This window comes from Streptomyces sp. NPDC006529 (assembly GCF_040611795.1).
Taxonomy (GTDB): domain Bacteria; phylum Actinomycetota; class Actinomycetes; order Streptomycetales; family Streptomycetaceae; genus Streptomyces.
In genome coordinates this window covers 17,189-41,248 of sequence record NZ_JBEXPB010000024.1, presented here as the reverse complement: position 1 = coordinate 41,248, position 24,060 = coordinate 17,189, and the positions used below count along the sequence as shown (strand labels likewise).

Below are 24,060 nucleotides of genomic sequence, written 5' to 3'. Positions count from 1 at the left end.
GCTCCTACGCGTTGGGGCGGTCCTTGGCGGCCGCCGCCTTGGCCATGGCCTCCAGCTGGGCCAGCATCGGCATGGGGTCGGTGCCGACCGTCCCCGGGAGGAAGTCTGCGATCTTCTCGGGGGTCCAGGAGCCCTCGGCGTAGCCGGCGCGCAGTTCCCGCGGCTGCGCCCAGACGGCGATCTTGGGTCCGGCGATCGTGTAGACCTGCCCGGTGATCTTCTCGCCGCCGACCGCGACGGCCTTGTCGCTGAGCAGGTAGGTGACGAGCGCGGCCACGTCTTCCGGCTCGCCGATCTCCTTGAGTTCCATCGGCACGTTGGCCGACATCCGGGTCCGGGCGACGGGGGCGACGGCGTTGGCGGTGACTCCGTAGCGGCTGAGGCCGAGGGCGGCGGAGCGCACGAGCGAGATGATCCCGCCCTTGGCGGCGCTGTAGTTGGCCTGGGCCACCGAGCCCTGGTGGTTGCCGCTGGTGAAGCCGATGAGGGTGCCGGTGCCCTGCTTGCGCATGACGGCGGAGGCGGCGCGGAAGAGGGTGAAGGTGCCCTTGAGGTGGGTGGCGACGACGGGGTCCCACTCCTCCTCGGACATGTTGAAGAGCATCCGTTCGCGCAGGATGCCTGCGACGCACACGACGCCGTCGATCCGCCCGTAGCGGGCGAGGGCGGTGTCCACCACGCGCTGTCCGCCCGCCATGGTCGAGATGTCGTCGGCCACGGCGACGGCCTCTCCGCCCGCGGCGAGGATCTCCTTCACCACGCCGTCGGCTATCTCGCTGGTGGGCTCGCCGCCCTCGATGCCGACGCCGTAGTCGTTGACGACGACCTTGGCGCCCTCGGCGGCCGCCGCGAGCGCGACCGCCCGCCCGATGCCCCGGCCCGCGCCCGTGACGGCGACGACCTTGCCTGCCAAGAAGTTCCCCATGCCCGGCCCCTTCCCGCTGTTTCTGACGGACCGTTAGATTCTAGGGGCAGTCGGATGCGCCAGCACAAGCCCCCGTCCACAAGGAGTGAGCGACCCATGGGCCTGCCCGCCGAGTTCCACGACATCGCCAAGCGCGTGAACAACTGGGGCCGTTGGGGCGCCGACGACGAGATCGGCGCCCTGAACCTGATCACCGGCGAGGTGGTGCGCGCGGCCGCCGCCGAGATCCGCACCGGGCGCCGGATCCCCCTCGCCCTGCCCCTCCGGGAGGACGGCGTCCAGGCCGGGCTGATCCCGGGCCGGATCAATCCGCTGCACACGATGGTCCAGATCAACCAGGAGCTCTTCGGCCCGGGCACGGTCGCGTGCAGCGACGACGCCGTGACCATGGGCCTGCAGGCGGCGACCCACTGGGACGCCCTCACCCACGTCTCGCACTCAGGGAAGATCTACAACGGGCGTCCCGCCGACACCATCACCGCGCACTCCCGCGCCCTGTTCAGCGGCATCGACAAGGCCGCGCCGATCCTCTCGCGCGGGGTCCTGCTGGACGTGGCCCGCGCCAAGGGCCTGGACCGGCTGCCCGGCGGGCACGCGGTCACCCCGGAGGACCTGGCGGAGGCCGAGGAGTTCGGCCGGGTCACCGTCCGGGCCGGCGACATCGTCCTCGTGCGCACCGGGCAGGTCCAGGTCTACCTGGCGGGCGACAAGCACGGCTACGGCTACCCGTCACCCGGCCTGTCCGTCCGCACCCCCGAGTGGTTCCACGCGCGGGACGTCGCGGCGGTGGCCAACGACACCCTGACCTTCGAGATCTTCCCGCCGGAGATCGAGAACCTGTGGCTCCCGGTGCACGCGCTCGACCTCGTCGAGATGGGCATGCACCAGGGTCAGAACTGGAATCTCGAAAAGTTGTCCACAGCCTGTGGAGAAGAACGGAAGTATTCGTTCCTGCTCTCGGCCATGCCGGAGCCCTTCGTCGGCGGGACGGGCACACCGGTCGCCCCGGTGGCCGTCCTCTGACCGGGCCCACCACCCGGGACCCGACGTTCTTTGTGGGTGGCGGCACACGTCCGTGCACGCCCCGAGCGCCGCACGGCAGCCGCCACCCCACGACCCGCACTCGTCAAGGTCTGCCCTTGGCGTCCCCTCGCGACGAATCGCTCCCCCCAAGAGTGATCAATGCATGACGGTCCGTCAACACCTCGTTAGAGGTACACGTGCGGTTCCCGCGCCTGATCACATTTTTCGGAAAAGTCCGCGGGGGGTGATCCCGGGGCCCTGGCGGCCCGGTCGACCTCGCACCAGATCCGCTTCCCGGCGCCCTCGCGCTGCCAGCCCCAGCGGTCCGCGAGGCCGTCCACCAGCTCCAGGCCGCGCCCGTTGGTGTCGTCCCCCTCCGCGTGCCGGGGGGCCGGCGGCCGGTCGCTCGCGTCGGCCACCTCGACCCGGACGCCCGGGCCGCCGAAGAGCATCCGCAGCACCGCCGGACAGCCGGTGTGCACCACGGCATTGGTCACCAGCTCGGAGATCAGCAGGAGCAACGTGTCCGCGAGCGGCTCGTCCTCCCCCATCCCGCATCCCGCCAGGCGGGACCGGGCCCACCTGCGCGCTCGGCCGACCTCTGCGGGATCCGGCCCGACCTCAAGCTGAACCTGAAGCACCTGCACCGCTCACACCACCCGAACCGGCGGACACATCGCCTCGCGACAATACGGAATCACGGACCGTGATCCCCTTGCGGAGCAGCATGGTTGACATACAGTCACCACAACAAGCGCTTCGGGCATATTCCCGCGCGAAGGAGTAGGCGTGCTGCATACTGTGCGGCGCCAGCGCCGCTCAACCGCTCGCATTCGTCGGAGCGTACCGGAGCACATGCCCGACTCCGGGCGGTATGGAGTCCCGCGAAGGACACAAACCGATATCAACTCTCCGTAATCAGACATGCGTCCTGCGCCGTCCCGGCCGTAACAGCACGTGTGCGCCCCGACGCCCGGGCCGGAGCCTCCCCCAGCTCCCGCGCGAGCAGCTCCTCCGCCAGGACTTCCTCGGCCTCCGCTGCCGTCCGCCACTGCTCCGCCCGCACCCACGCCCGCTTCAGGTGCAGGTGCACGTCCGCCTCCCAGGTGAACCCCATCCCGCCGTGCACCTGGAGGCAGTCCCGCGCGTTGCGCGCGGCCGCCTCGTCGGCCAGCAGCTTGGCCCCCGCGATCTCCCCCGGATCGCCGGTCACCGCCGCCGCGTAGACCGCCGTACGGGCCACCTCGCCCCGCACCAGCATCTGCGCGCACAGGTGCTTCACCGCCTGGAAGGCCCCGATCGGCTGCCCGAACTGCTCCCGCTCCTTCGCGTACCGGACCGCCAGCTCCGTGGTCCGCAGCGCGCTGCCCAGCTGGAGCGCGGCCGTCAGCAGTGCCCCCTCGTCCCGCAGCTCCCGCGGCGCGGCGCCCGCCTCCGCGGTCCGGTACAGGGGCGACAGCGGATCCACCGACCGCGCCGGCACCGCGTCGGGCACCGCCCGCGCGCCGCCCGCCCCCAGCACCGCGTCCGCCTCCCCCAGGTACGCGACGAAGGGCCCCCCGAGGTCGAAGGCGGTGACCACCGCCGTGCCCTGCGCCGCGCCCGGCACCACCCCCGCCGCCAGGTGCGTGGCCACCAGCGGCCCCGGCAGCAGCGCCCGCCCGGCCTCCTCGAAGACGAGCACCGCCTCCGCGAGCCCGAGCCCGACGCCCCCGTCGGGGCCGCCCTCCGGGAGCCGCAGCGCGAAGAACCCGGCCTCGCCCAGCTCCCGCCACAGCCCCCGGTCGACCACGCCCGCCGCCGCGCCCCCGCAGGGCGCCTGCGCCGCGTCGAGGGACGCCCGCAGCGCCTCGCGCCCGTACCGCCCCGCCAGCAGCTCGCGTACGCCCGCGCGCAGGTCCCGCTGGTCCTCGGTCAGCTGGAAGTCCACGGTGTCCCTCACCGGCCCTTCGGGAGGCCGAGGATCCGCTCGGCGACGATGTTCTGCTGGATCTGCGAGGTGCCGGCCGCGATCGTGTACGACAGGGACGAGAGCCGGTCCAGGGTCCACTCCTCGTCCAGCGAGAGCGCCCCGCCCGCCGCTCCCAGTACCTCGGCGGCCGCGTCGTACAGCTCCTGGCGGGCGTGCGAGTAGCGCAGCTTGAAGACGCTGCCGCCGATGCCCGGGACCCCGCCCGAGCGCGCCGACTCGCTCACGTTCCACTGGGTGAGCCGCCACAGGGCGCCGAACTCCCCGTACAGCCGCCCCAGCCTGCGGCGCAGCACCGGATCGTCCCAGCGGCCGTTGGCCCGGGCGGTCCGGGCCAGGGCGCCCAGCGTGCGGCGGCAGGCGACGACCTCGCCCACGAAGGCGGTGCCGCGCTCGAAGGACAGGGTGACCATGGTGACGCGCCAGCCGTCGTTCTCGGCGCCGACCCGGTTGCCGACGGGCACCCGTACGCCGTCCAGGAACATCTCCGCGAACTCGGTGGAGCCCGCGAGGGTGCGCAGCGGCCGCACGCTCACCCCGGGCGCGTCCATCGGCATGGCCAGCCAGGTGATCCCGCGGTGCTTGGGGGCCTGCGGATCGGTTCTGACCAGCAGTTCGCACCAGTCGGCGACCTCCGCGTGCGAGGTCCAGATCTTCGACCCGGTGATCACGTACTCGTCCCCTTCGCGCACCGCCTTCGTGCGCAGGGCGGCCAGGTCCGAGCCCGCGTCCGGCTCGCTGAACCCCTGGCACCACACCTCGTCCCCGCGCAGGACGGGCGGAAGCCAGCGGGCCCGCTGCCCGGGGGTGCCCTCGGCGGCGATGGTGGGGCCGGCGTGCAGCAGCCCGACGAAGTTGGCGCCGACGTACGGCGCACCGGCCCGCTCCGTCTCCTCCAGGAAGATCAGGTGCTGGGTGGGGGTGGCGCCGCGGCCGCCCGCGTCGACGGGCCAGTGGAGCCCGGCGTACCCCGCGTCGTACAACCGCCGCTGCCAGCCGAGGTCGTACGCGCGGCGGCCGGGCCAGTCGTCGGGGGAGGGCCGCGCGGGCAGTTCGGGGAGCACCTTGCCCAGCCACGCGCGCAGCCGGGCCCGGAACTCCCGCTCCTCCTCGGTGTAGGTGAGGTCCACCGCGGCTACCGCCGCGCCGGGCGCCGGTCGCGGTCGAGGTCGAGGCCGAGCATCCGGATGGCGTTGCCGCGCATCAGCTTGTAGACGGTCTCCTCGTCGAGGCCCTTGACGTGGTCGAGGGCGACCTCCTTGGTGTGCGGGAAGGTCGAGTCGACGTGCGGGTAGTCGGTCTCGAAGGTGGCGTTGTCGCGGCCCACGACGTCGAGCGAGGCGATGCCGTGCTTGTCGCGGAAGAAGCAGCAGAACATCTGCCGGTAGTAGTAGGTGGAGGGCGGCTCGGGGATCAGGTCGCGGACGCCGCCCCAGGCGCGGTGCTCCTGCCAGACGTCGTCGGCGCGTTCCAGGGCGTAGGGGATCCAGCCCATCTGGCCCTCGCTGTAGGCGAGTTTGAGGGTGGGGAACTTCACGAGCACGCCGCTGAAGAGGAAGTCCATCATCGAGGCCATCGCGTTGTTGAAGCTGAGCGAGGCCTGGACGGCGGGCGGCGCGTCGGGGGAGGCGGCGGGCATCTGGGAGCTGGACCCGATGTGCATGTTGACGACCGTGCCGGTCTCCTGGCAGGCGGCGAAGAAGGGGTCCCAGTACCCGGAGTGGATGGACGGCAGCCCCAGGTGGGTGGGGATCTCGGAGAAGGTCACGGCGCGCACGCCGCGGGCGGCGTTGCGGTGGATCTCGGCGACGGCGAGGCCGATGTCCCACAGCGGGATGATGCAGAGCGGGATCAGCCGGCCGCCGCTGTCGCCGCACCACTCCTCTACCATCCAGTCGTTGTACGCGCGCACGCAGGCCAGGGCCACTTCCTTGTCGTGGGCCTCGGCGAAGGTCTGCCCGCAGAAGCGGGGGAAGGTCGGGAAGCACAGCGAGGCCTCGACGTGGTTGAGGTCCATGTCGGCCAGCCGCGCCGCCGGGTCCCAGCAGCCGCGGCGCATCTCGGCCCGGGTGATGCCTTCGAGGGTCATGTCGTCGCGGTCGAAGCCGACGGCGGCGATGTTGCGCTTGTACGGGAACTTGAGGTCCTCGTAGATCCACCAGTCGGTGGGCGGTCCGTCCGGGTCCATGGTGATCACGTACTTGCCGCCGGTGTAGGCGAGTTCACCGATGCCCGCGGTGAGCGCCTTCGGGCCGCGGTCGCGGTACTTGGCGGGGAGCCAGGTGTCGAAGAGGTGCGGCGGTTCGATCACGTGGTCGTCGACGCTGATGATCCGGGGCAGTTCCATGTGTCCGGTTCCCCTCGCTGGCGCATCTGATGGATCGTCAGAAACAAGCTAGCTCCGCCACCCCTGGACCGACAAGCGCCGGAGCCCTACGCTCTGCGCTGTATCTGACGGAGGGTCAGATACATGGCGCGAGCAGCCTTTGGACCGGGAGGCCGGTAATGACGGACGACACGGTGACCGCGATCGCGCGGGACCTGGAGCGGTCCCCCACCCTCTGGGAGCTGATCGCGCGCCGCGCCGCCCTCACCCCGGACGCGCCCGTGCTCATCGAGGCCGCCGAGCACCCCGCCGACGACCGCACCCTGACCTTCGGCGCCCTGCGGGAGCGCGCCGAACGCGTCGCCGCGGGCCTGTACGGCATGGGCGTGCGCCCCGGCACCGTCGTCGCCTGGCAGCTGCCCACCCGCATCGAGACCGTCCTGCTGTCCGTCGCCCTCGCCCGGATCGGCGCCGTCCAGTCCCCCGTCATCCCCTTCTACCGGGACCGCGAGGTCGGCTTCGCGCTGCGCGAGTCCAAGGCCGAGTTCTTCGCCGTCCCCGGCGTCCGGCGCGGGTACGACCACACCGCCATGGCCGAACGCCTCGGCGCGCGGGGCGTGTTCGAGGCGTACGAGGACCTCCCCGACGGGGACCCGGCCGTCCTGCCCCCGCCGCCCGCCTCCGGCACCGGCGTCCGGTGGATCTACTGGACCTCCGGCACCACCTCCGACCCCAAGGGCGTCCTGCACACCGACCGCTCCCTGATCGCGGGCGGCTCCTGCCTCGCCCACGCCCTGCACCTGGGCCCCGCCGACGTCGGCTCGATGGCCTTCCCCTTCGCGCACATCGCCGGGCCCGACTACACCGTGATGCTGCTGCTCTACGGGTTCCCCGCGGTGCTCTTCGAGAAGTTCGCCATGCCGGACGCGCTGGCCGGCTACCGGCGGCACGGGGTCACCATCGCGGGCGGCTCCACCGCCTTCTACTCGATGTTCCTGGCCGAGCAGCGCAAGGCCCCCGGCGTACCGCTGATACCGACCCTGCGCCTGCTGGCGGGCGGGGGCGCGCCCAAGCCGCCCGAGATCTACCACGCGGTGGTCCGCGAGCTGGGATGTCAGCTGACCCACGGCTACGGCATGACCGAGGTACCCATGATCACCATGGGCTCGCCGCTGGACACCGCCGAGCACCTCGCCACCACCGAGGGCCGCCCGCCCGCGGGCATGTCCATCCGCATCACCGGCCCCGACGGCTCCCCCCTGCCCGCCCTGACCGACGGCGAGGTCCGGCTGCGCGGCGAGGCCGTCTGCCAGGGCTACCTCGACCGCGCCCAGTCGGCCGCGGCCTTCGACGCCGACGGGTACCTGATCACCGGCGACCTCGGCCACCTCACCGAGGACGGCTACCTCGTCCTGACCGGCCGCAGCAAGGACGTCATCATCCGCAAGGGCGAGAACATCTCCGCGAAGGAGATCGAGGACCTGATGCACCGGCTCCCGGGCGTCGGCGACGTGGCCGTCATCGGCCTGCCGGACCCGGAGCGCGGCGAACGCGTCTGCGCCGTCGTCGAACAGGGCGCCGGGGCCGAGCCGTTGACCCTGGAGCGGGTGACCGCGTACCTGCGCGCCGAGGGCCTGGCGACCCACAAGCTCCCGGAACAGCTGGAGCTGGTGGACGCCCTCCCGCGCAACGACGCCCTGCGCAAGGTCCTCAAGTACAAGCTGCGCGAGCGCTACGCGTAGGGCGTGTTTTAAAAGTAGCGCCGGGGCGCCCGCAGGCCAGGCGGGACTTTTAAAACGCGCCCTAGGAGGCGTCCAGGGCGGCCAGGTCCGCCGCCGAGAGGCGGACGGCGCCGGCGGCCACGTTCTGGGCGAGGTGGCCGAGGTCGCCCGTACCGGGGATGGCCAGGACGTGCGGGCCCTGGTGCAGGGTCCACGCCAGCCGGATCTGCGCCGCGCTCACCCCGTGCGCGCGGGCGACGGTCCGCACCGCGTCCGCGCCGTCCTCCTCGCCCGTGTACCCCCGCTCGCCGCCCCCGGCCGCGCCCGCCGTACGGCCGCTCCCGGCGATCGAGTAGAAGGGCACGAAGGCGATGCCCTGCTCCCCGCAGGCGCGCAGCAACTCCGCCTGCGCGGGCGATCCGCCGATGCCGTGCGCGTTCTGTACGCAGACCACCGGCGCGATGGCGCGTGCCTCGGCGAGCTGGTGGGGGCGGACGTTGGACAGCCCCAGGTGCCGGATGAGCCCCGCCTCGCGGAGGTCGGCCAGCGCGCCGAAGCGTTCGGCGACCGGACCGTCGCCCACGACGCGCAGGTTCACCACGTCCAGGTGATCCCGGCCCAGCTGGCGCAGGTTCTCCTCCACCTGCCCGCGCAGCTGCCCCGGACCGGCGTGGGCGGTCCACTCCCCCGAGGCGTCACGGGCGGGCCCGACCTTGGTGACGACGACGAGGTCGTCGGCGTAGGGCGCCAGCGCCCGGTTGATCAGCTCGTTGGCCGACAGCAGCGGCGAGAAGTAGAACGCGGCGGTGTCGAAGTGGTTCACGCCCAGCTCCACCGCCCGGCGCAGCACCGCGACCGCCTGGCCGCGGTCGCGCGGCACGGCGCCGGGTATCAGCGCCTCGCCGGTCTGCGGCAGGCGCATCGTGCCGAAGCCGATCCGGTTGACCTCCAGGTCACCGAGCTTCCAGGTGCCGGAGGCCGCGGCGGTGACGGCCTCCGAGGCGTGGGCGGGGGCCGGGGTCAAGTGCGAGGTCACGTACGGGGCCGCTTTCGGAGTCGGGTGCGGGGCGGGGCTCTGGGCGGGGTGAGGGGGCCGGTCCGGGGCCCGGTCTGGGGTCATGGCGGAATGATCTCCACACGATAGGGTGACCGCCACTGATTCGGACATGTGTGAATCCTCAAGGGGCGGGCGCCTTGGCGGAACTGGCCTTCACGGCGAGCGACCTGGCACAGGTGCGCTTCGCCGTCTCACCGATGTGGCAGGTCGTGACCAGCTTCCGGCTGTTGTCCGCCCGCACCGACGCCTCCCCGCTGCACCGGCCCTGGACCGAGCAGGTCCGGCCCCGGGTGGCGGCCGCCGGGCTGGACCGGGGCTGGCTCGCGGAGCTCGTCCCGCCGACCGGCTTCTTCCCGTACTTCCTGAACCCCGCCCCCACCGGGCCCGCCCCCACTCTGGCCGGGGAACTGGCCGCGATCGGGGCCGCCTCCGCCGAGCGGGTGCGCCGCGACCTCGACCACCTCGCACACCACCAGGGACCCCCCGGTCCGCGGCTGCGCTCCCTGCACCACGACCCGCCGGCCCGGCTGGCCCGCGTCACCCAGGAGATCGGCGCCTACTGGGACCTGGCGCTCGCCCCCTACTGGGCGCGGATCCGCGCGGTGCTCGACACCGACGTCCTGCACCGGGCCCGCCGGGTCGCCGCGCACGGCGCGGGCGAGGTCCTGAACGAACTGCACGCGTCGGTGCGGTGGGACGGCAGCGCGCTCCACCTGACCCGCCGCGGCAGGCCCATGCCGCGGACCACCACCGGCCCGGGCATGCTGCTGGTCCCCTCGGCCTTCACCGGGCCGCGCCTGCTGACGACCCAGGTCCCGCCCGATCCGCCGCAACTCGCCTACCCCGCGCGCGGTACCGGCTCACTGTGGGCGCCCGGGCCCGCCGCCGACCCGGAAGCGCTGAGCGCCGTACTCGGCAGGTCGCGGACGCGTCTGCTGACCGAGCTGGACACGCCCGCGTCCACCACGCAGCTGGCCCACCGCACCGGTCTGTCCCCGGCCGCGGTCTCCCAGTACCTGGGCGCACTGCGGCGGGCCGGTCTGGTCAGCGCGCACCGGGCCGGGCGCTCGGTCCTGTACGCGCGCACGGCCGCCGCCGACACCCTGCTCCGGGCCGCCTCCGCCTCCGGCTAGACGCGCGGGCGGGCGCGGGCGTACCCGGGTGTCCGCTGAACGGCGTACGGCGCGGGGCCTGCACACCCGCCGGTTCAGGCGTCCGGGGCCGCCACGCCGCAGTAGCCCGCGAAGGCGGTGAGGATCTCGTCCTCGGAGATCAGGCCGTCGCCGTCGGTGTCGAGGGCCGCCGCCACGCGGGTGGCCAGCTCCGGCTCGGTGCCGAGGACGCGCAGCACGCGCGCCGCCGCCTCCGGGCTGGTGCCCGGGCCGCCCCCGGCGTCCGCGTCCGCGGCCACCGCGATGACCGCGTGCAGGAAGGGGCGGGCGATCTCGGCGAACCGCTCTGGAGAGTCCCGCAGCCGTTTGGCCGCGCCGGTGATGAACTCCTCGCGGGTCACCCGCTGGTCACCGTCCACGTCGGCGATCCCGGCCATGCCCTGCCAGAAGGCCTCGGCGCCGTTGAAGACGGCCTGGCCCTTGTCGCATCGGGCCGCCGTACCGAATTCGGCCAGTACGGCCTTGGCGGCCGCGCTGAAGTCCTCGCGATCGATATAGCCGTTGCCGTCCTGGTCGAAAGTGGCGAATCGGGCGGCGATCTTGCGCTCGTACTCTGCGCTGTCCATCTTCGGCTTCCGCCTTCACGTGTGCGGTGGGGTTCAGATCAAGACAGGCGGAAGCGTAAGGCCTCGGTGGCCTGCGCGTTAAGCGAAGTCGGCAAGCAGGTGGCCGCATCGAACCCGCGCACGGGAAGCGCGACGGGGCGCGTACGGATGTGCCCATGACGCAGCGTCGGGTCCTTTACCACGGAGGGTGCGCTTGCGGGGCGGGCTTGCCCCAAAACAGGCGCGCGGGCCATGTGCCCACTACATTCGAGGAGTCGACACACGGCTGGGGGCACGATGGCGAAGGACGCACCACCCCGCTGGGACCGCCGGATGCAGCAGCGGCTCGCGCGCGGGGAGGCCGCCGCGCTCGGAGAGCTGTACGACCGCTTCGCGTCGCTCGTCCACAGCCTCGCCCACCGCGTACTGCGCGACGAGAAGGCCGCGGACCGCATCACCCGCGAAGTCTTCGGCTACATCTGGGAGAACCCGGACGCCTACGACCCCAAGCAGGGCTCCATGCGTTCCTGGGTCGCCCGGATCACCCAGGGCCGGGCCGTCGCCCGGCTGCGCCAGGCGGAACTGGGCCGCGGCTCGCGCGAGGAACTGGAACAGAAGGTCCGCAGCGCCAACGTCGCCGCCCGCGCCGACTACATCGTCACCTCGATGCCCGCTCCCCTGCGGGCCGCCCTCGAACTCGCCTACTTCAAGCGGCGCGACTACCGCCAGGCGGCCTCCGATCTGCGGATCAGCGAGGACGAGGCGCGCCGCCGACTGCGGCTCGGCCTGCAACTCCTTTCCACCGCCCACCACCTGCCGCAGGAAGACCTCTCCCCGCCCGGATACGGAAGCAGCCGATGAACGGCCCCGCCGAGTCACCCGACGACGCGTACGACGGGCGCGGCGACCGTTCCGGCGCCGGCGCCTGGATACCCGGCCCGCGCGGAGCCGCCGACGACTGGGACCGGCTGCCCCCGGTCACGTCCCTGCCGCCGGCGGCCGACCGCGAGCCGCCGGACGCCGACCAGGGGTCCCCGGAGGGGGACCGTGAGGCTGCGGAGGCCGACCGCGAGGCTGCGGAGGCGGACCGTGAACTGCCGGAGGCCGACGACCGGGAGCCGCCGCAGGCCCTCGGCCCCCAGCCGCCGCAGGCCGGCCCGGAGCCGCCCCCGGCCGCCGAACCGCCGCCTCCCGTACGCCCCGGCGCGCCGCCCACGCACGCCGTGCTGAAGTCCCTGCTCGGCGCGTGGGCGCTCGCCGCGTGCTCGGCGGAGGAGACCGAGGCCGTCGAGGACCACCTCACCGCCTGCGCGCCCTGCGCCGACGAGGCGCTGCGGCTGCGCGACGCGGTCGGCCTGCTGCGCCCCGAGGAGAGCCTCGACCTCAAGCCGCTGCTGCGGTCGCGGGTGCTGGAGGACTGCCTGGGCAGGCGGCCGGCCCGGATCCCCGTTCCGGTGTGGGCGACCCCGTACGACACCGAGACGGCACGGCTCGACGCGCTGCTGCGGGACTTCGGCGACGCGGAATGGCACACGCCGGTGCGGCTGAAGTGGTTCCAGGACGAGGGTCCGCGGTCCCGGCGGACGACCGTGGCCGGGGTGATCGGCCACCTGCTGACCGTCGACGGCCTGATCGCGGCCGCCCTCGGGCTGGACGACCCGCTCGGCCCGGACGCGCCGCCCGGCCCCGCCGGACGCACCGAGCGGTTCTGGAGCTCTTCCCCGCACCCCGTCACCCGCCAGGTCCGCGAACCGTGGCGGGAGCAGGGGCACACGCTGGTGCGGACCGTGTCCTTCGCCGGGCACGGGATCGCCGAGCTGGCCGTGGCCTACGGGGACTTCGCGCTGCCGCTGGGGGACGCCTTCCTGGAGCGGGCCTTCGAGTGCTGGGTGCACGCGGGGGACATCGCGGAGGCGGTGGACTACCCGTACGACCCGCCGTCCGGGCCGCACCTGCACCGCATGATCGACCTGGCGGCGCGGCTGCTCCCGGGCGCGCTGGCGGGTCGCCGCCGCGCCGGGCTGGCCGCCCCGCCCCGACGCCTGGTCGCGGCCGGCGCCCCCGGCCGCACGCTGCACCTGGAGATCGAGGGGGCGGGCGGTGGCGGCTGGGACATCGCCCTGGACTCCCCGGCGGCGGCGACCTCCGCGGAACACACGGTGGCCGAGATCGCCCTGGACGGCGTCGAGTTCTGCCAACTGGCCGCGGGCCACATCTCCCCGCAGGACGCGGCGGCGGGCCAGCTCGGCGACCGCGAAGCCATCCGCGAAGTCCTCTTCGCCACGGCCTCCCTGAGCCGCCTGTAGCCGGGGCGCTCCAGCCCCGCCGGTGGCGCTGGAGCGTGCCCGGCGGGGCTGGAGTTGGCCGGCCTCAGGTGAAGACGACCGTGCGGGAGCCGTTCAGCAGAACGCGGTGTTCGCTGTGCCACTTGACCGCCCGCGCCAGCGCCTGGCATTCGACGTCGCGGCCCACCGCCACCAGCTGGTCCGGCGTGACGTCGTGGGCGACGCGCTCGACCTCCTGCTCGATGATCGGGCCCTCGTCCAGGTCGGCCGTCACGTAGTGCGCCGTGGCGCCGATCAGCTTCACGCCCCGGGCGTGCGCCTGGTGGTACGGCTTCGCGCCCTTGAAGCTCGGCAGGAACGAGTGGTGGATGTTGATGATCCGCCCGCTCAGCGCCTTGCACAGGGTGTCGGACAGCACCTGCATGTACCGCGCCAGGACCACCAGCTCGACGTTCTCCGCCCGCACCAGCTCCAGCAGCTCGGCCTCGGCCGCCGCCTTCGTGTCCTTGGTGACCGGGATGTGCACGAAGGGCACCCCGTACGAACCGACCAGCTCGGCGAAGTCCGTGTGGTTGGAGACCACGGCCGCGATCTCGACCGGCAGCGCCCCGATCCGCGAGCGGAACAGCAGGTCGTTCAGGCAGTGCCCGAACTTCGACACCATCAGCACGATCCGCATCCGCTCGTCCGCACGGTGGATCTGCCAGTCCATCCGGAAGGAGTCGCCGATGGCCGCGAAGCTGGCCCGCAGCTTCTCCAGCGTCACCGGCGGCGTCGCCGAGAAGTGGACCCGCATGAAGAAGAGGCCCGTGTCGTGGTCACCGAACTGCTGGCTGTCCTCGATGTTGCACCCGGTCATGAACAGATAGCTGGACACGGCGTGCACAATGCCCTGCTTGTCGGGACAGGACAGGGTGAGTACGTACTGCTGGGGCTCGTTCCGGTCATTCCGGTCGTTCTGCTGCGGGTCGTCGCTCATGACCCGCAAGACTTTCACATCCGCGGCGCTCCCCGGATCATCACGCCGCCCGCGTGAGGATCCTCAGCACGTCGAGGGAGCGCGGCCGCACGTCGGGGTCGTCCCCGTCGGCCGCCGCCAGCCGTACGTGCGCCTCGCGCGCGGCCCGGACCGCCTCCGGCCAGGCGTGGTGCTCCAGGTAGACGGAGACCGGGGCGTCGGGCCCGACCTGGTGCAGGATCCGCAGCACCCGCAGGACGGCGAGGTCCACGAGGGCCGCCTCCTGGGAGTCGCGGAAGATCGTGCCGACGTACTTCTCGGCGGACCAGCTGTCGAGCCAGGTGTCCTCGACCAGCCGGTAGACGGCGTCGGTGACGTCTCCGTAGCCGTCGAGACCGGCCAGCCAGGTGTCCTCCTGGAACGCCGGGTCGGAGAGCATGTGCAGAGCCGAGCGCACGTTGGTGCGCCAGCGCCACCACGGCATGTCGTTGAGGGCCATGCCGCCCATGGTGGAGGAGCGGCGGCCGCGGCGGGAAGAGTTCTTCGGACCTGGGTCGAATGTCACGCGTTCGATCGTACGTTCCCCCCGGCCGCGCCCCGGCGCCGCTCCCCGCCCGGCAGGCCGCCCCCTCCCGCCCGGCCGCGCACCCCGGCGACCCCCGCAATTCACGCGGGTGTCACCGGATGTTGTGTACACCTCACACTTCAGTTCCCCGGGGCCCGGAAGTGTGACGGGTCATGACCGACTGGCGAACCGCCTCACGTTCCCGCTCCCGCACGCTCCTGACCAGGGCGGTGACCACGGTGACGAGCACGGTGGCGGGTGCGTGTCTGCTGACCGGCTGCGGACTGGTCCCCGGAGCCACGGGGGGCTCCGGCGGCACCATCACCGTCATGACCTGGGCCCCCGAGGGCACCAAGGCGACCAACATGGGCGGCATGCCCGCCATGGCCAAGGCCTACGAGCGCTGGATCAACGGCAAGGGCGGCATCAACGGCCGCAAGCTCCACGTCCTGACCTGCAACGAACACAACACCGCCGGCGGCGCCGCCGACTGCGCCCGGCAGGCGATCGCCGCCCGGGCCGTGGCCGTCGTCGGCTCGTACAGCCAGTGGGGCCGCGCCTTCATGGCCCCGCTCGAAGCCGAGGGCATCCCCTTCATCGGCGGCTACGGCGTCTCCGCCGAGGAGTTCCAGAGCACCCTGTCCTACCCCGTCAACGGCGGCCAGCCCGTCCTCCTCGCCGGGGCCGGGCACCAGCTGGGCAAGGCCTGCGACGACGTGGCGCTCGTACGGCCCGACACCCTCGCGGGCGACTCCATGCCGATCCTCCTCAACGCCGGGTTCAAGGCGGTCAAGCCGCAGCGCGAGGCCGCCGACGTCCGGGCGCCCGAGGACTCCGCGAACTACGTCGACGAGGCGCGCGCGGCCCTCACCGAGGCCGCCAAGAGCAAGGGCAAGGAGAAGGACAAAGACAGGGAGAAGACCGCCGCGGCGGCATCGGACAAGGACGGAGGGTGCGTGGCGGCCGTCCTCGGCGAGCGCACCGAGACCTTCTTCGACTCCTTCCGGCGCCTCGACACCCAGGCGAAGAAGCCGCAGCTCTCCTCCGTCCTCGGCAGCGTCAGCCAGTCCCTCGTGGACCGCACCGGCGGCAAGGAGAGCCAGTTCGAGGGCGCCTACGTCACCAGCTGGTACCCCGTCTCGGGCGACCCGCTGTGGCAGCCGATGCGCAAGGTCATCGCCGAGAACGCCTTCGGCGACAACCGGGTCAATCCGGACGACACCGGCACCCAGACCACCTGGATCGCCTACTCCGTCTTCAGCGAGATCGTCAAGCGCCTCGGCAAGGACGGGGAGGTGACCGGCCGCACGGTCTCCCGCGCCCTCAACCACTCGCCGGGCGTCGAGACCGGCGGCCTCACCCCCGGCCTCAGCTGGCGCTACCAGGACATGCGCGCGGTCGGCGGGTTCCCCCGCATGGCGAACTGCCGGGTCACCTTCCAGGTCGTCCAGGACGGCCGGATCGTCGCCCAGCCCGGCGAGACCACCATGGACATGACCCAGACCCTGGAGGCGGCCCCGCGCTCCGGCTGAACCGCCGACAGGGGGCCGGGGGGCGCGGGGACCCGGTCCCGCAGCCCCCGCCCCGCGCCGCGCCGCCCCGCGCCGCGCACGCGCACCCGGCACCCGGCACCCGCACCCGCTCAGAGCTGGGACTTGTCCCGCTGCGTGAGGCCGTACTGGGCCGCGATCTTGTTCCACATGGCCGCGGCCGACTCCTTGGCCTTGGTGGCCTCGCCGCTCGCCTTGTTGGCGTCACTGGCGTGGCCGGTGGTCTTGGCCTTGCCGTCCTTGCAGGTCTTGCGGTCGTTCGCGGCCTCGTCCGCCCAGGCCGCGTAGTGCTCGTCCGCCGAGCCCGAGGACTTCCAGGCCTTGGTGAGGGCCGCCGTCAGCTTCGCGTGGTCGGTCAGCTTGTCGGTCTTCACCTCCTGGAGCTTGGTGACCAGTTCCTCGCGCTTGCGGGCCGCGTCGCGCAGGTCGGTGGCGGCCTGGCCGAGGTTCTTGCAGGCCTTCACGTCGTCCACGGCGCGGATCACGGCGGCGCGGCTGTCGTTGCTGTCCGCGAGCACCTTGTCGAGCTGGACTGCCTGCGCGCGCGCCGGATCGACGGGCGCCTGGTCCGCCGGCGGCTTGGCCGAACCGGAACCGGCCGACGCGCTCGGTACGGCGTCCACCGCGGCCGGGTCGTTGTTCTGGGCCTTGCCGTTGCCCAGCAGGGCGCCCACGCCCAGCCCGGCCACGGCCAGCGCGAGCACCGCGACCCCGATGACCACCGGCGACACCTTCCGCGCGGGCTCCGGCGGCGGCTGCTGGAAGGGGGCGGGCTGGTGGAACTGCGGGGGCGGCGGAGGCTGCTGGTGGCCGTGGCCGGGCCCCTGCGGGAACTGCGGCGGCTGCTGCTGGAACTGCGGCTGCGGCCTCGGGCGGCGCTGCTGGAACGGCGGCGCGGGCGGCGGCGCCTGGCTGCGCACCGGCTCCTGGACGGGCGGCAGCACCTGGGTGTGCCCCTGCTCGTCGCCGTACCCCGGCCCGGGTCCCGGCCCGGAAGCCTGCCCGGGACCCTCGCCGCGGAACAGGCCGTCGAACACGTCCGGCGGCCCCTGGGCGGGCCCCTGCCCCTGCCCCCGGCCGGCACCCGGACCGGGACCCGGACCCGGACCCGCCGGAACCGGCGGGATGTACTGGGTCGCGGCCTCGTGCATCGCGGGCCCGGCCCCGGGTCCCGGGCCGCCCGGACCGGGAGCACCCGGACCGGGACCGGCCTGAACGGGCGGGATGTACTGCGTCGGCGCCTCCATCGGCCCCGGCGCGCCCGGGACCGGCGGGATGTACTGCGTGGGTGCCTCCATCGGCCCCGGGTGGGCCGGGACCGGCGGTATGTACTGGGTCTCGGCCTCCGGGATCGGCGGGTAGCCGTAGCCGTGCGGCTGGCCCGGGCCCTCGTACCCCGGCCCCAGGACGTGGCCGGGCGGCGGCCCCTGGGGCGGGTACCCGTACGCGGGCGCGCCGGGTGCGGGCGCCCCCGGCGCGGGGGCCCCGTACACCGGCGGTTCGTACGCGGGCGCGTCGTACACGGGTGCTTCGTACACGGGGGGCTGGGGCTCCGCGGGATGCCGCGAGTCGCCGCCTTGTCCGCTCTGCGTCACCGGGACTCCTTCTCCGACCGTCCGAACCTACGGAACCGTCGGTCACGCTACCCGGTCACCCCCCGCGTCCGTTACGCCACCTGTGTCTCCAGCCGCGCGCTGAACTCCCTGACCGCCGCTTCCTCCCGGTAGGGATCCAGCCGCGAGCGGAAGTCGTCGAGGTACTCCGCGCCCCGGTTCGAGCGCAGGCCGGAGAGCAGGTCGACCGCCTGCGCGGCCGTGTGGCAGCCCTGTTCGACCTCGCGGCGCTGCACCTGCGAGGTCGCCAGCAGCAGCAGCCCGATGGCTCGTCTGCGGGCCTTGGTCCGGGGCAGTGCCCGCAGGGCCTCCTCCGCCCGCCGTCCCGCCGCGTCGGCCTGCCCCAGGTCACGGTGGCAGTGGGCGAGTTCGTCGGCCAGGTAGGCCTGGTCGAAGTGGCGGATCCAGACCGGGTCGTCGCCGGACTCCGGTTCGGCCCGCTCCAGCGCGGTCACGGCCCGCGAGGACAGCACCGCCGTGGCCCGGGCGTCGCCCAGCAGCGCGTGCCCGCGCGCCTCGGCGGCGTAGAACATGGCCTCGGCCCGCGGGGTGACCATCCCGCGCGTGCCCTCCTGCGCGGCCCGCGCCAGCTGCGCGATCTCCCGGGGATTGCCCAGTTCGGCCGCGAGGTGGCTCATGGAGGCGGCGAGCACGTAGCCGCCGTAGGCCCGGTCGCCCGCCGCCTGGGCCAGGCGCAGCGCCTGGATGTAGTAGCGCTGGGCGAGCCCCGGCTGGCCGGTGTCCACCGCCATGTAGCCCGCGAGTTCGGTGAGCCGGGCCACGGCCGCGAAGAGCGCGCGGCCCACCGGCTCCCGGTAGGAGCCGCCGATCAGGCCGGAGACGACGCTGTTGAGGTAGTGGACGACCACGGGCCGCACGTGCCCGCTGCCGAAGCGGTGGTCGAGGTCGGTGAGGGCCTCGGTGGTCGCCCGGACCGCCTCGACGTCGGACATGCCGACGCGCGAGCCGCCCGTACGGGCCACCTGGGCGTCGGCCCCGGTGATCAGCCAGTCGCGGCTGGGCTCGACGAGCGCGGAGGCGGCCACGGTCGATCCGGACAGGAAGTCGCGGCGGCCCACGTCGCTGCGCCACAGCTCGCACACCTGCTCGATGGCGCCGACGACGGTCGGGGAGAACTGCAGTCCCACGCCCGAGGCGAGGTTCTTGCCGTTGGCCATGCCGATCTCGTCGATGGTGACGGTCCGGCCGAGTTTGCGCCCGAGGGCCTCGGCGATGATCCCGGGGGCCCGGCCGCGCGGCTGCTGGCCGCGCAGCCAGCGGGCCACGGACGTCTTGTCGTAGCGGAGGTCGAGGCCGTGCTCCGCACCACACATGTTGACCCGACGGGCGAGGCCGGCGTTGGAGCAGCCGGCTTCCTGGATGAGTGCCTGCAACCGTTCGTTGGGCTGACGGGCGACGAGAGGCCTGGCTGCCATGAGAAAAACCCCCTGCTGGCCGCGGGTGATCGTGCGTGTGATCACTTCCCGGCTGATCTGCGAAGAATGCGGAACACCACCCGGAACGTGGTGAGTCGTACCCGGTCGTGCACTCGGGGCGTCACGTGAGCGGGCGGCGGCCGCCCTCCGGTCCGCTGCCAGGTGTCGCTACCCACCCCCCGGCTCCCGGTCCCCCGCGCGCCCCCGCCCGTGCACCGGTGCGCCCCACATGCAGGATCGATGCTCCCTCGAACGGCTGGTTTACGGCCGTAACTCCCGGTGACGACGGGAGTTGTGCTGATCGTGGAAGAGACCATCGGAGTCACGGAGACCGCGCCCATCCCCCAGCAACGCGGCGAACAGCTGCTGGACCATGCCGTGCGGTACACGGAAGAGCGGCACTGGGACGTGTTCGCCGGCACCTGGCTGGAACCCGGGGACGGCCGGGAGGTCTGCTCCTGCGGGGTCGCCACCTGCGAGAGGCCCGGCGCGCACCCGGGGGTGAAGGAGTGGGCGGCCCTCGCGTCGGGCAGCGCGGTCCGGGTCCGCCAGCTGTGGTCGCGCCAGCCCGCCGCCTCGATCCTGCTGCCCACGGGACGCACCTTCGACGCGATCGAGGTCCCGGAGGTGTCCGGCTTCCTCGCGCTGGCCCGGCTGGAGCGGCTCGGGCTCACCATCGGGCCGGTGACCGCGACCCCGGACCGGCGGATGCAGTTCTTCGTCCTGCCCGGCGCCGGCGCCAAACTCCCCGACCTGCTGCGGAAGCTGGGCTGGCAGCACGCCTCGCTCGACCTCGTCGCACGCGGCGAGGGGGACTACGTCGCCGCCCCGCCCACCCGCTACGGCGGCAAGGGCCAGGTCCAGTGGGTCCGCCGCCCCACCCCGGCGAACCGGTGGCTGCCCGACACCGAAGAGCTGATCGACGTACTGGCCTACGCGTGCGGGCGCGAGGCGGCCGCGGCCCGGGCCCGCCAGGGCTGACCAGCCGGGGCTGACCAGCCGGCGCTGACCGGCCGGGGGTCGAAATGTCCTGGCCAGTACATTCGGCCCTTCAACTGCCGCTGCCTGCCCTCGTAAGGTGAACTCGACCCACGGGGACAGAACGAGAGGCAGGGCGCGATGCCGGACCAGGCATTGTCGACGGGGGACACGGCACAGGTGGCCGCCCCCGCCGTACGGATCGAAGGGCTGTGGAAGCGGTTCGGCGAGCAGATCGCGGTCGGGGGGATCGATCTGGAGCTGCCCGCGGGGCAGTTCATCGGTCTCGTCGGACCGAACGGCGCCGGCAAGACCACCACGCTGTCGATGGTGACCGGGCTGCTGCGCCCGGACCAGGGCCGCGTCGAGGTCGCCGGACATGACGTATGGCAGGACCCGGTTCAGGTCAAATCCCGGATCGGCGTGCTGCCGGAGGGGCTGCGGCTCTTCGAACGGTTGTCCGGGCGGGAACTGCTCGGCTACATGGGCCGGTTGCGCGGGTTGCCGGGCCCGGAGACGGACAAGCGGGCGACGCAGCTGCTCGACGTCCTGGACCTCGCGGGCTCCCAGCACAAGCTCGTCGTGGACTACTCCACCGGCATGCGCAAGAAGATCGGCCTCGCGGCCGCCCTGCTGCACAACCCCGAAGTGCTCTTCCTGGACGAGCCGTTCGAGGGCGTGGACCCCGTGTCGGCGCAGACCATCCGCCGGGTGCTGGAACGTTACACCGCCTCCGGCGCCACGGTCGTCTTCTCCTCGCACGTGATGGAGCTGGTCGAGTCGCTCTGCGACTGGGTCGCCGTCATGGCGGCCGGGCAGATTCGCGCCGCCGGCCCGCTGGACACTGTCCGCGGCAGCGCTCCCAGCCTGCAGGACGCCTTCCTCGAACTGGTCGGCGCGCACGGTCTCGACACGGGCGAATCGCTGGACTGGCTCGGCGGCGGGGCGGCCGCCCGATGAGCGCGGCCACGGCGCCCGTCGCCGGCTCCGGGACGGGAACGGGGGCGGGCCGGGGGAACGGCTCCGCCGAGGTCCCGCTCACGGCGGTCTTCGTCCGGCTCAAACTGTCCCTGCTCCGCAATGGCCTCCGGGGTTCGTCGAAGCGGAAGGCGGCCTACCTCGGCACGCTGGTCCTGGCGCTCGTCGTCGGCGGGTTCCAGATGTTCGGCCTGGCCCTGCTGCGCGGGAACGCGCACGCGGGCACGGTCGTGGTGCTGCTCGCCGCGATCCTGGCCCTGTTCTGGTCGGTGATGCCGCTGTTCTTCCCCAGCGGGGACGAGACCCTCGACCCGAGCCGGCTGGTGATGCTGCCGCTGCGGCCCCGGCCGCTGGTGCGGGCCCTGCTGGCGTCCTCGCTCGTCGGCATAGGACCGCTCTTCACGCTGTGCCTCGCCGTCGGATCGGCCGTCGCGGTGGCCCACGGACCGGCGGGTGTGATCGCCGCCGTCCTCGGGGTGCCGCTGCTGCTGCTCGGCTGCGTGGCCCTGGCGCGGGCGGTGGCCACCGCCAACGTCCGGCTGCTGAACAGCCGCAAGGGCCGGGACCTGGCCGTGCTCAGCGGCCTGCTGATCGCGATCGGCGCCCAGTTCGCCAACTTCGCCAGCCAGCGGCTCTTCCAGGACGGCGGCCTGAGCACCCTGGAACCCGCCGAGGCCGTGGTGCGCTGGCTGCCGCCCGCGACCGCCCTCGGCATGGTCGACTCGGTCAGCCGGGGCGCGTACGCGGTCGCCGCCGCCCAGCTCGCGCTGACCGTCGGCGCGATCGCGCTGCTGCTGCGGTTCTGGGAACGGACCCTCACCCACCTGATGGTCACCCCGGACGGCTCCACCCTCGCGGCGGCCGGTCCGGCGAAGAAGCGCGGCACCGGGCGGGCGGAGGGGGCCGGTTCCCGGTCCCTGCTGCCGGACGGACGGACCGGGGCGGTCATCCAGCGCGCCCTGCGGTACGCCGTCCGCGACCCCAAGACGAAGGCCGGCTGGGCGACTTCGCTGGCCGTCGGCCTGATCATCCCCGTCGCCAACGCCCTCCAGGGACAGGGTTCCGTCTACCTCGCCTGCTTCGGGGCGGGCATGCTCGGCGTCCAGATGTACAACCAGTTCGGGCAGGACACCTCGGCGTTCTGGATGGTCGCCCAGACCATCTCGACCCCGCGCGAGGCCTACGCCGAACTGCACGCCCGGGCCCTCGCGCTGGCCCTGGTCACCGTCCCGTACACGGTGCTCGTGACCGTGGTGACGGCGGCGATGGTGGGCGACTGGGCCGCCCTGCCGGAGGTCATCGGGCTCTCGCTGGCGCTGCTGGGCGCGATGCTGTGCGCGGGGGCGCTGGCCTCGGCCCGCTTCCCGTACTCCATCCCGACCGACGGTGCGTTCAAGAACGTCGCCCCGGGACAGGCGGGGCTGGCCTGGCTCGGCATCTTCCTCGGCCTGGTCTCCTCGGCCCTGCTGTGCGCACCGCTGATCGCGCTGACCATCTGGCTGCACGTGGCGGACCTGCACGGCGTTCTGTGGCTGCTGCTCCCGGTGGGCGCCGCCTACGGCACCCTGACCGCGTGGACGGGCCTACGCCTGTCCGCCCCCACCGTCGCCCGCCGCCTCCCGGAAATCCTGACAGCGGTAAGCAAGGGCTGACTCTCGGGTCCGGGTCCGGGCGGAGCCCGCATCCCAGCCCCGTCCGGACCCCCTCCCCCAGCCCGTCAGTCGCTTGAGGACCGGGTCCGGGCGGAGCCCGGGGAACGGAGGAAGGGCGGGTCGGGGACGGCTCCGCGCAGCGGCCCGCCCCCGGCCCACCCGTCAGGCAGACGCCCGGACCCCGTCAAGGAACGGTTCGAGCACCGCCCGCCAAGCCCCGGGCTGGTCGTAGTGCACGTAGTGCCCGGCATCAGGAATCTCCGCATACTGCCCCGCCGGCAACACCCGCACCATCTCCTGCGCCTCGGCCCGCCCCAACTCCCCGTCCAGCCCCCGTACCACCAGCGTCGGGCACCGGACCTGCGCCAGCTCCTCCCAGTGCGCGTCGTGCACCCACGTCTCGCGTGCGGTGAGCATCTGCCGACGGGAGAAGAGGGGGCGCCACCCGTCCTGCGCCTGGTGCATGACCTCGGCGAAGAAGGCACCGCGCCCGGGATCGGGCCGCTCGACCCGGGGATCGTCCTCGCCGAACCAGCGGCGGGCGGCGTCCTGCGTGGGGAACGGCAGAGGCCACCGGTGGAACCACTCCTCCCACTCCCGCTGCGAGGCCGCACCGAGCGCGGAGGCCCGCATGTCACAGATGACGAGGGCTTCGACGAGGTCGGGCCGGCGGGCGGCGAGCTGCCAGGCGGTGAGAGCGCCCATGGAGTGCCCGATGAGCGTGACGGGAGCCAGGCCGAGCTGTTCTACGGCGGCTTCGGCGTCGGCCACGAAGGCCTCGCGGGCGAAGGCGGCCGGGATGTCCGGTCCGTTGGCCAGGCGTTCGCTCTGGCCGTGGCCGCGCTGGTCGAGGGCGACGACGCGGCGCCGCTCGGCGAGCCAGCGGGCAGTACCGGCCCAGTGGAAGGCACGGCCCATCAGGCCGTGGAGTAACAGCACGCCGGAGCCGGGCCCCGGTACGGATCCCGGTGCGGATTCCGGGTCGGACCCGGAACCGGCACCGGAGCCGGACCCCGCGGCCCCCGCCCCCGCGTCCTCGCCGGGGGCGCCTGGGGCGGCGGGTTCCCGGAACTCCCAGGCCGCGAGGCGTACGCCGTCGGACCCCGTTACATCGAAGCGCTGTACCACCGCAGATGCACCCCCTTCGCTCCCCGCCAGACTATCGAACCCGCATTCGAAAACTGCCTTCTCGACCGCAACACCACTCTTTCGAATGACCTTGCTCAAGGATTGGCCGCCGCTGCCGAGGGGAGATCTTCAACGGGAGGCGGGCCGCTCGGGGAAGACGGTCCGAGGGGATGACCTTG

21 protein-coding genes are annotated in these 24,060 nt (G+C 73.3%); 9 read left to right on the top strand and 12 right to left on the bottom strand.

Going from position 1 to position 24,060, the window contains the following annotated elements; translation table 11 throughout:
* Positions 1 to 4 precede the first annotated feature (4 nt).
* Positions 5 to 925 (bottom strand): SDR family oxidoreductase, encoded by a 921-nt coding sequence (locus ABZY31_RS18265; protein WP_356411345.1) that lies wholly within the window; start codon positions 923 to 925, stop codon positions 5 to 7.
* Positions 926 to 1,021: 96 nt separating this feature from the next.
* Here ABZY31_RS18265 and ABZY31_RS18260 point away from each other — a divergent pair, with 96 nt between their 5' ends.
* Positions 1,022 to 1,948, top strand: a complete 927-nt coding sequence (locus ABZY31_RS18260; RefSeq protein WP_356411342.1) for a cyclase family protein — start codon at positions 1,022 to 1,024, stop codon at positions 1,946 to 1,948.
* Positions 1,949 to 2,133: 185 nt separating this feature from the next.
* Here ABZY31_RS18260 and ABZY31_RS18255 read toward each other — a convergent pair whose 3' ends face one another.
* The 4 genes from ABZY31_RS18255 to ABZY31_RS18240 form a co-directional block, all read right to left on the bottom strand.
* The gene (locus ABZY31_RS18255; RefSeq protein WP_356411339.1) at positions 2,134 to 2,595 is read right to left on the bottom strand and encodes an ATP-binding protein; all 462 of its coding nucleotides are present in this window, start codon (positions 2,593 to 2,595) and stop codon (positions 2,134 to 2,136) included.
* A 257-nt stretch (positions 2,596 to 2,852) separates the two neighbouring features.
* Positions 2,853 to 3,878 (bottom strand): acyl-CoA dehydrogenase, encoded by a 1,026-nt coding sequence (locus ABZY31_RS18250; protein ID WP_356411502.1) that lies wholly within the window; start codon positions 3,876 to 3,878, stop codon positions 2,853 to 2,855.
* A gap of 8 nt (positions 3,879 to 3,886) precedes the next feature.
* The gene (locus tag ABZY31_RS18245) at positions 3,887 to 5,047 is read right to left on the bottom strand and encodes an acyl-CoA dehydrogenase (protein ID WP_356411337.1); all 1,161 of its coding nucleotides are present in this window, start codon (positions 5,045 to 5,047) and stop codon (positions 3,887 to 3,889) included.
* A gap of 5 nt (positions 5,048 to 5,052) precedes the next feature.
* Positions 5,053 to 6,264, bottom strand: coding sequence for an amidohydrolase family protein (locus ABZY31_RS18240; RefSeq protein WP_356411334.1), 1,212 nt, complete (start codon positions 6,262 to 6,264; stop codon positions 5,053 to 5,055).
* A 158-nt stretch (positions 6,265 to 6,422) separates the two neighbouring features.
* Between ABZY31_RS18240 and ABZY31_RS18235 the strand changes: the two genes are divergently transcribed.
* Positions 6,423 to 7,985 carry an AMP-binding protein gene (locus ABZY31_RS18235; RefSeq protein ID WP_356411331.1) on the top strand — a complete coding sequence of 521 codons (1,563 nt, stop codon included), beginning with the start codon at positions 6,423 to 6,425 and terminating at the stop codon, positions 7,983 to 7,985.
* Between the two features lie 61 nt (positions 7,986 to 8,046).
* On the opposite strand, the gene ABZY31_RS18230 is transcribed toward ABZY31_RS18235, so the two are convergent.
* Entirely contained in the window at positions 8,047 to 9,084 is a 1,038-nt protein-coding gene (locus ABZY31_RS18230) for an aldo/keto reductase (RefSeq protein WP_356411328.1), read from the bottom strand.
* A gap of 83 nt (positions 9,085 to 9,167) precedes the next feature.
* Between ABZY31_RS18230 and ABZY31_RS18225 the strand changes: the two genes are divergently transcribed.
* Positions 9,168 to 10,154, top strand: a complete 987-nt coding sequence (locus ABZY31_RS18225) for a DUF5937 family protein (RefSeq protein WP_356411499.1) — start codon at positions 9,168 to 9,170, stop codon at positions 10,152 to 10,154.
* Positions 10,155 to 10,228: 74 nt separating this feature from the next.
* Here ABZY31_RS18225 and ABZY31_RS18220 read toward each other — a convergent pair whose 3' ends face one another.
* Positions 10,229 to 10,759 (bottom strand): EF-hand domain-containing protein, encoded by a 531-nt coding sequence (locus tag ABZY31_RS18220; protein WP_356411325.1) that lies wholly within the window; start codon positions 10,757 to 10,759, stop codon positions 10,229 to 10,231.
* A 276-nt stretch (positions 10,760 to 11,035) separates the two neighbouring features.
* Here ABZY31_RS18220 and ABZY31_RS18215 point away from each other — a divergent pair, with 276 nt between their 5' ends.
* Both ABZY31_RS18215 and ABZY31_RS18210 read left to right on the top strand, forming a co-directional pair.
* Positions 11,036 to 11,599, top strand: coding sequence for a sigma factor (locus ABZY31_RS18215; protein ID WP_356411323.1), 564 nt, complete (start codon positions 11,036 to 11,038; stop codon positions 11,597 to 11,599).
* Entirely contained in the window at positions 11,596 to 13,044 is a 1,449-nt protein-coding gene (locus tag ABZY31_RS18210; protein WP_356411321.1) for a zf-HC2 domain-containing protein, read from the top strand. The genes ABZY31_RS18215 and ABZY31_RS18210 overlap by 4 nt, the downstream gene beginning before the upstream one ends.
* A gap of 64 nt (positions 13,045 to 13,108) precedes the next feature.
* Here the strand turns inward: ABZY31_RS18210 and purU are convergent, their stop codons facing one another.
* The gene (gene purU / locus ABZY31_RS18205) at positions 13,109 to 14,002 is read right to left on the bottom strand and encodes a formyltetrahydrofolate deformylase (protein WP_356411318.1); all 894 of its coding nucleotides are present in this window, start codon (positions 14,000 to 14,002) and stop codon (positions 13,109 to 13,111) included.
* Between the two features lie 40 nt (positions 14,003 to 14,042).
* Positions 14,043 to 14,489 carry a hypothetical protein gene (locus tag ABZY31_RS18200; protein ID WP_356411496.1) on the bottom strand — a complete coding sequence of 149 codons (447 nt, stop codon included), beginning with the start codon at positions 14,487 to 14,489 and terminating at the stop codon, positions 14,043 to 14,045.
* Positions 14,490 to 14,719: 230 nt separating this feature from the next.
* Here ABZY31_RS18200 and ABZY31_RS18195 point away from each other — a divergent pair, with 230 nt between their 5' ends.
* On the top strand, positions 14,720 to 16,078 hold the full coding sequence (locus tag ABZY31_RS18195; protein WP_356411315.1) for an ABC transporter substrate-binding protein: 1,359 nt from the start codon (positions 14,720 to 14,722) through the stop codon (positions 16,076 to 16,078).
* 110 nt (positions 16,079 to 16,188) lie between these two features.
* Here the strand turns inward: ABZY31_RS18195 and ABZY31_RS18190 are convergent, their stop codons facing one another.
* Together ABZY31_RS18190 and ABZY31_RS18185 are read right to left on the bottom strand one after the other, a co-directional pair.
* Positions 16,189 to 17,634, bottom strand: a complete 1,446-nt coding sequence (locus ABZY31_RS18190; protein WP_356411313.1) for a hypothetical protein — start codon at positions 17,632 to 17,634, stop codon at positions 16,189 to 16,191.
* A 128-nt stretch (positions 17,635 to 17,762) separates the two neighbouring features.
* Positions 17,763 to 19,145, bottom strand: coding sequence for a transcriptional regulator (locus ABZY31_RS18185; RefSeq protein WP_356411310.1), 1,383 nt, complete (start codon positions 19,143 to 19,145; stop codon positions 17,763 to 17,765).
* Between the two features lie 294 nt (positions 19,146 to 19,439).
* On the opposite strand from ABZY31_RS18185, the gene ABZY31_RS18180 reads away from it, so the two are divergent.
* The 3 genes from ABZY31_RS18180 to ABZY31_RS18170 all read left to right on the top strand — a co-directional run bounded on the left by ABZY31_RS18180 (position 19,440) and on the right by ABZY31_RS18170 (position 22,753).
* Complete coding sequence (locus ABZY31_RS18180; protein ID WP_356411493.1) at positions 19,440 to 20,126, top strand: bifunctional DNA primase/polymerase; 687 nt, start codon at positions 19,440 to 19,442, stop codon at positions 20,124 to 20,126.
* Positions 20,127 to 20,264: 138 nt separating this feature from the next.
* Positions 20,265 to 21,083, top strand: coding sequence for an ABC transporter ATP-binding protein (locus tag ABZY31_RS18175; RefSeq protein ID WP_356411307.1), 819 nt, complete (start codon positions 20,265 to 20,267; stop codon positions 21,081 to 21,083).
* On the top strand, positions 21,080 to 22,753 hold the full coding sequence (locus tag ABZY31_RS18170) for a transporter (RefSeq protein WP_356411304.1): 1,674 nt from the start codon (positions 21,080 to 21,082) through the stop codon (positions 22,751 to 22,753). The genes ABZY31_RS18175 and ABZY31_RS18170 overlap by 4 nt, the downstream gene beginning before the upstream one ends.
* Positions 22,754 to 22,915: 162 nt before the next feature.
* Here ABZY31_RS18170 and ABZY31_RS18165 read toward each other — a convergent pair whose 3' ends face one another.
* Complete coding sequence (locus tag ABZY31_RS18165; RefSeq protein ID WP_356411301.1) at positions 22,916 to 23,881, bottom strand: alpha/beta hydrolase; 966 nt, start codon at positions 23,879 to 23,881, stop codon at positions 22,916 to 22,918.
* Positions 23,882 to 24,060: the final 179 nt, after the last annotated feature.

Excerpts from the sequence above, each read along its gene's own strand:
- ABZY31_RS18265 (WP_356411345.1), bottom strand. The coding sequence starts at position 925 with ATGGGGAACTTCTTGGCAGGCAAGGTCGTCGCCGTCACGGGCGCGGGC.
- ABZY31_RS18260 (WP_356411342.1), top strand. The coding sequence starts at position 1,022 with ATGGGCCTGCCCGCCGAGTTCCACGACATCGCCAAGCGCGTGAACAAC.
- ABZY31_RS18240 (WP_356411334.1), bottom strand. The coding sequence starts at position 6,264 with ATGGAACTGCCCCGGATCATCAGCGTCGACGACCACGTGATCGAACCG.
- ABZY31_RS18235 (WP_356411331.1), top strand. The coding sequence starts at position 6,423 with ATGACGGACGACACGGTGACCGCGATCGCGCGGGACCTGGAGCGGTCC.
- ABZY31_RS18230 (WP_356411328.1), bottom strand. The coding sequence starts at position 9,084 with ATGACCCCAGACCGGGCCCCGGACCGGCCCCCTCACCCCGCCCAGAGC.
- ABZY31_RS18220 (WP_356411325.1), bottom strand. The coding sequence starts at position 10,759 with ATGGACAGCGCAGAGTACGAGCGCAAGATCGCCGCCCGATTCGCCACT.
- ABZY31_RS18215 (WP_356411323.1), top strand. The coding sequence starts at position 11,036 with ATGGCGAAGGACGCACCACCCCGCTGGGACCGCCGGATGCAGCAGCGG.
- ABZY31_RS18210 (WP_356411321.1), top strand. The coding sequence starts at position 11,596 with ATGAACGGCCCCGCCGAGTCACCCGACGACGCGTACGACGGGCGCGGC.
- purU (WP_356411318.1), bottom strand. The coding sequence starts at position 14,002 with ATGAGCGACGACCCGCAGCAGAACGACCGGAATGACCGGAACGAGCCC.
- ABZY31_RS18200 (WP_356411496.1), bottom strand. The coding sequence starts at position 14,489 with ATGGGCGGCATGGCCCTCAACGACATGCCGTGGTGGCGCTGGCGCACC.
- ABZY31_RS18195 (WP_356411315.1), top strand. The coding sequence starts at position 14,720 with ATGACCGACTGGCGAACCGCCTCACGTTCCCGCTCCCGCACGCTCCTG.
- ABZY31_RS18185 (WP_356411310.1), bottom strand. The coding sequence starts at position 19,145 with ATGGCAGCCAGGCCTCTCGTCGCCCGTCAGCCCAACGAACGGTTGCAG.
- ABZY31_RS18175 (WP_356411307.1), top strand. The coding sequence starts at position 20,265 with ATGCCGGACCAGGCATTGTCGACGGGGGACACGGCACAGGTGGCCGCC.
- ABZY31_RS18170 (WP_356411304.1), top strand. The coding sequence starts at position 21,080 with ATGAGCGCGGCCACGGCGCCCGTCGCCGGCTCCGGGACGGGAACGGGG.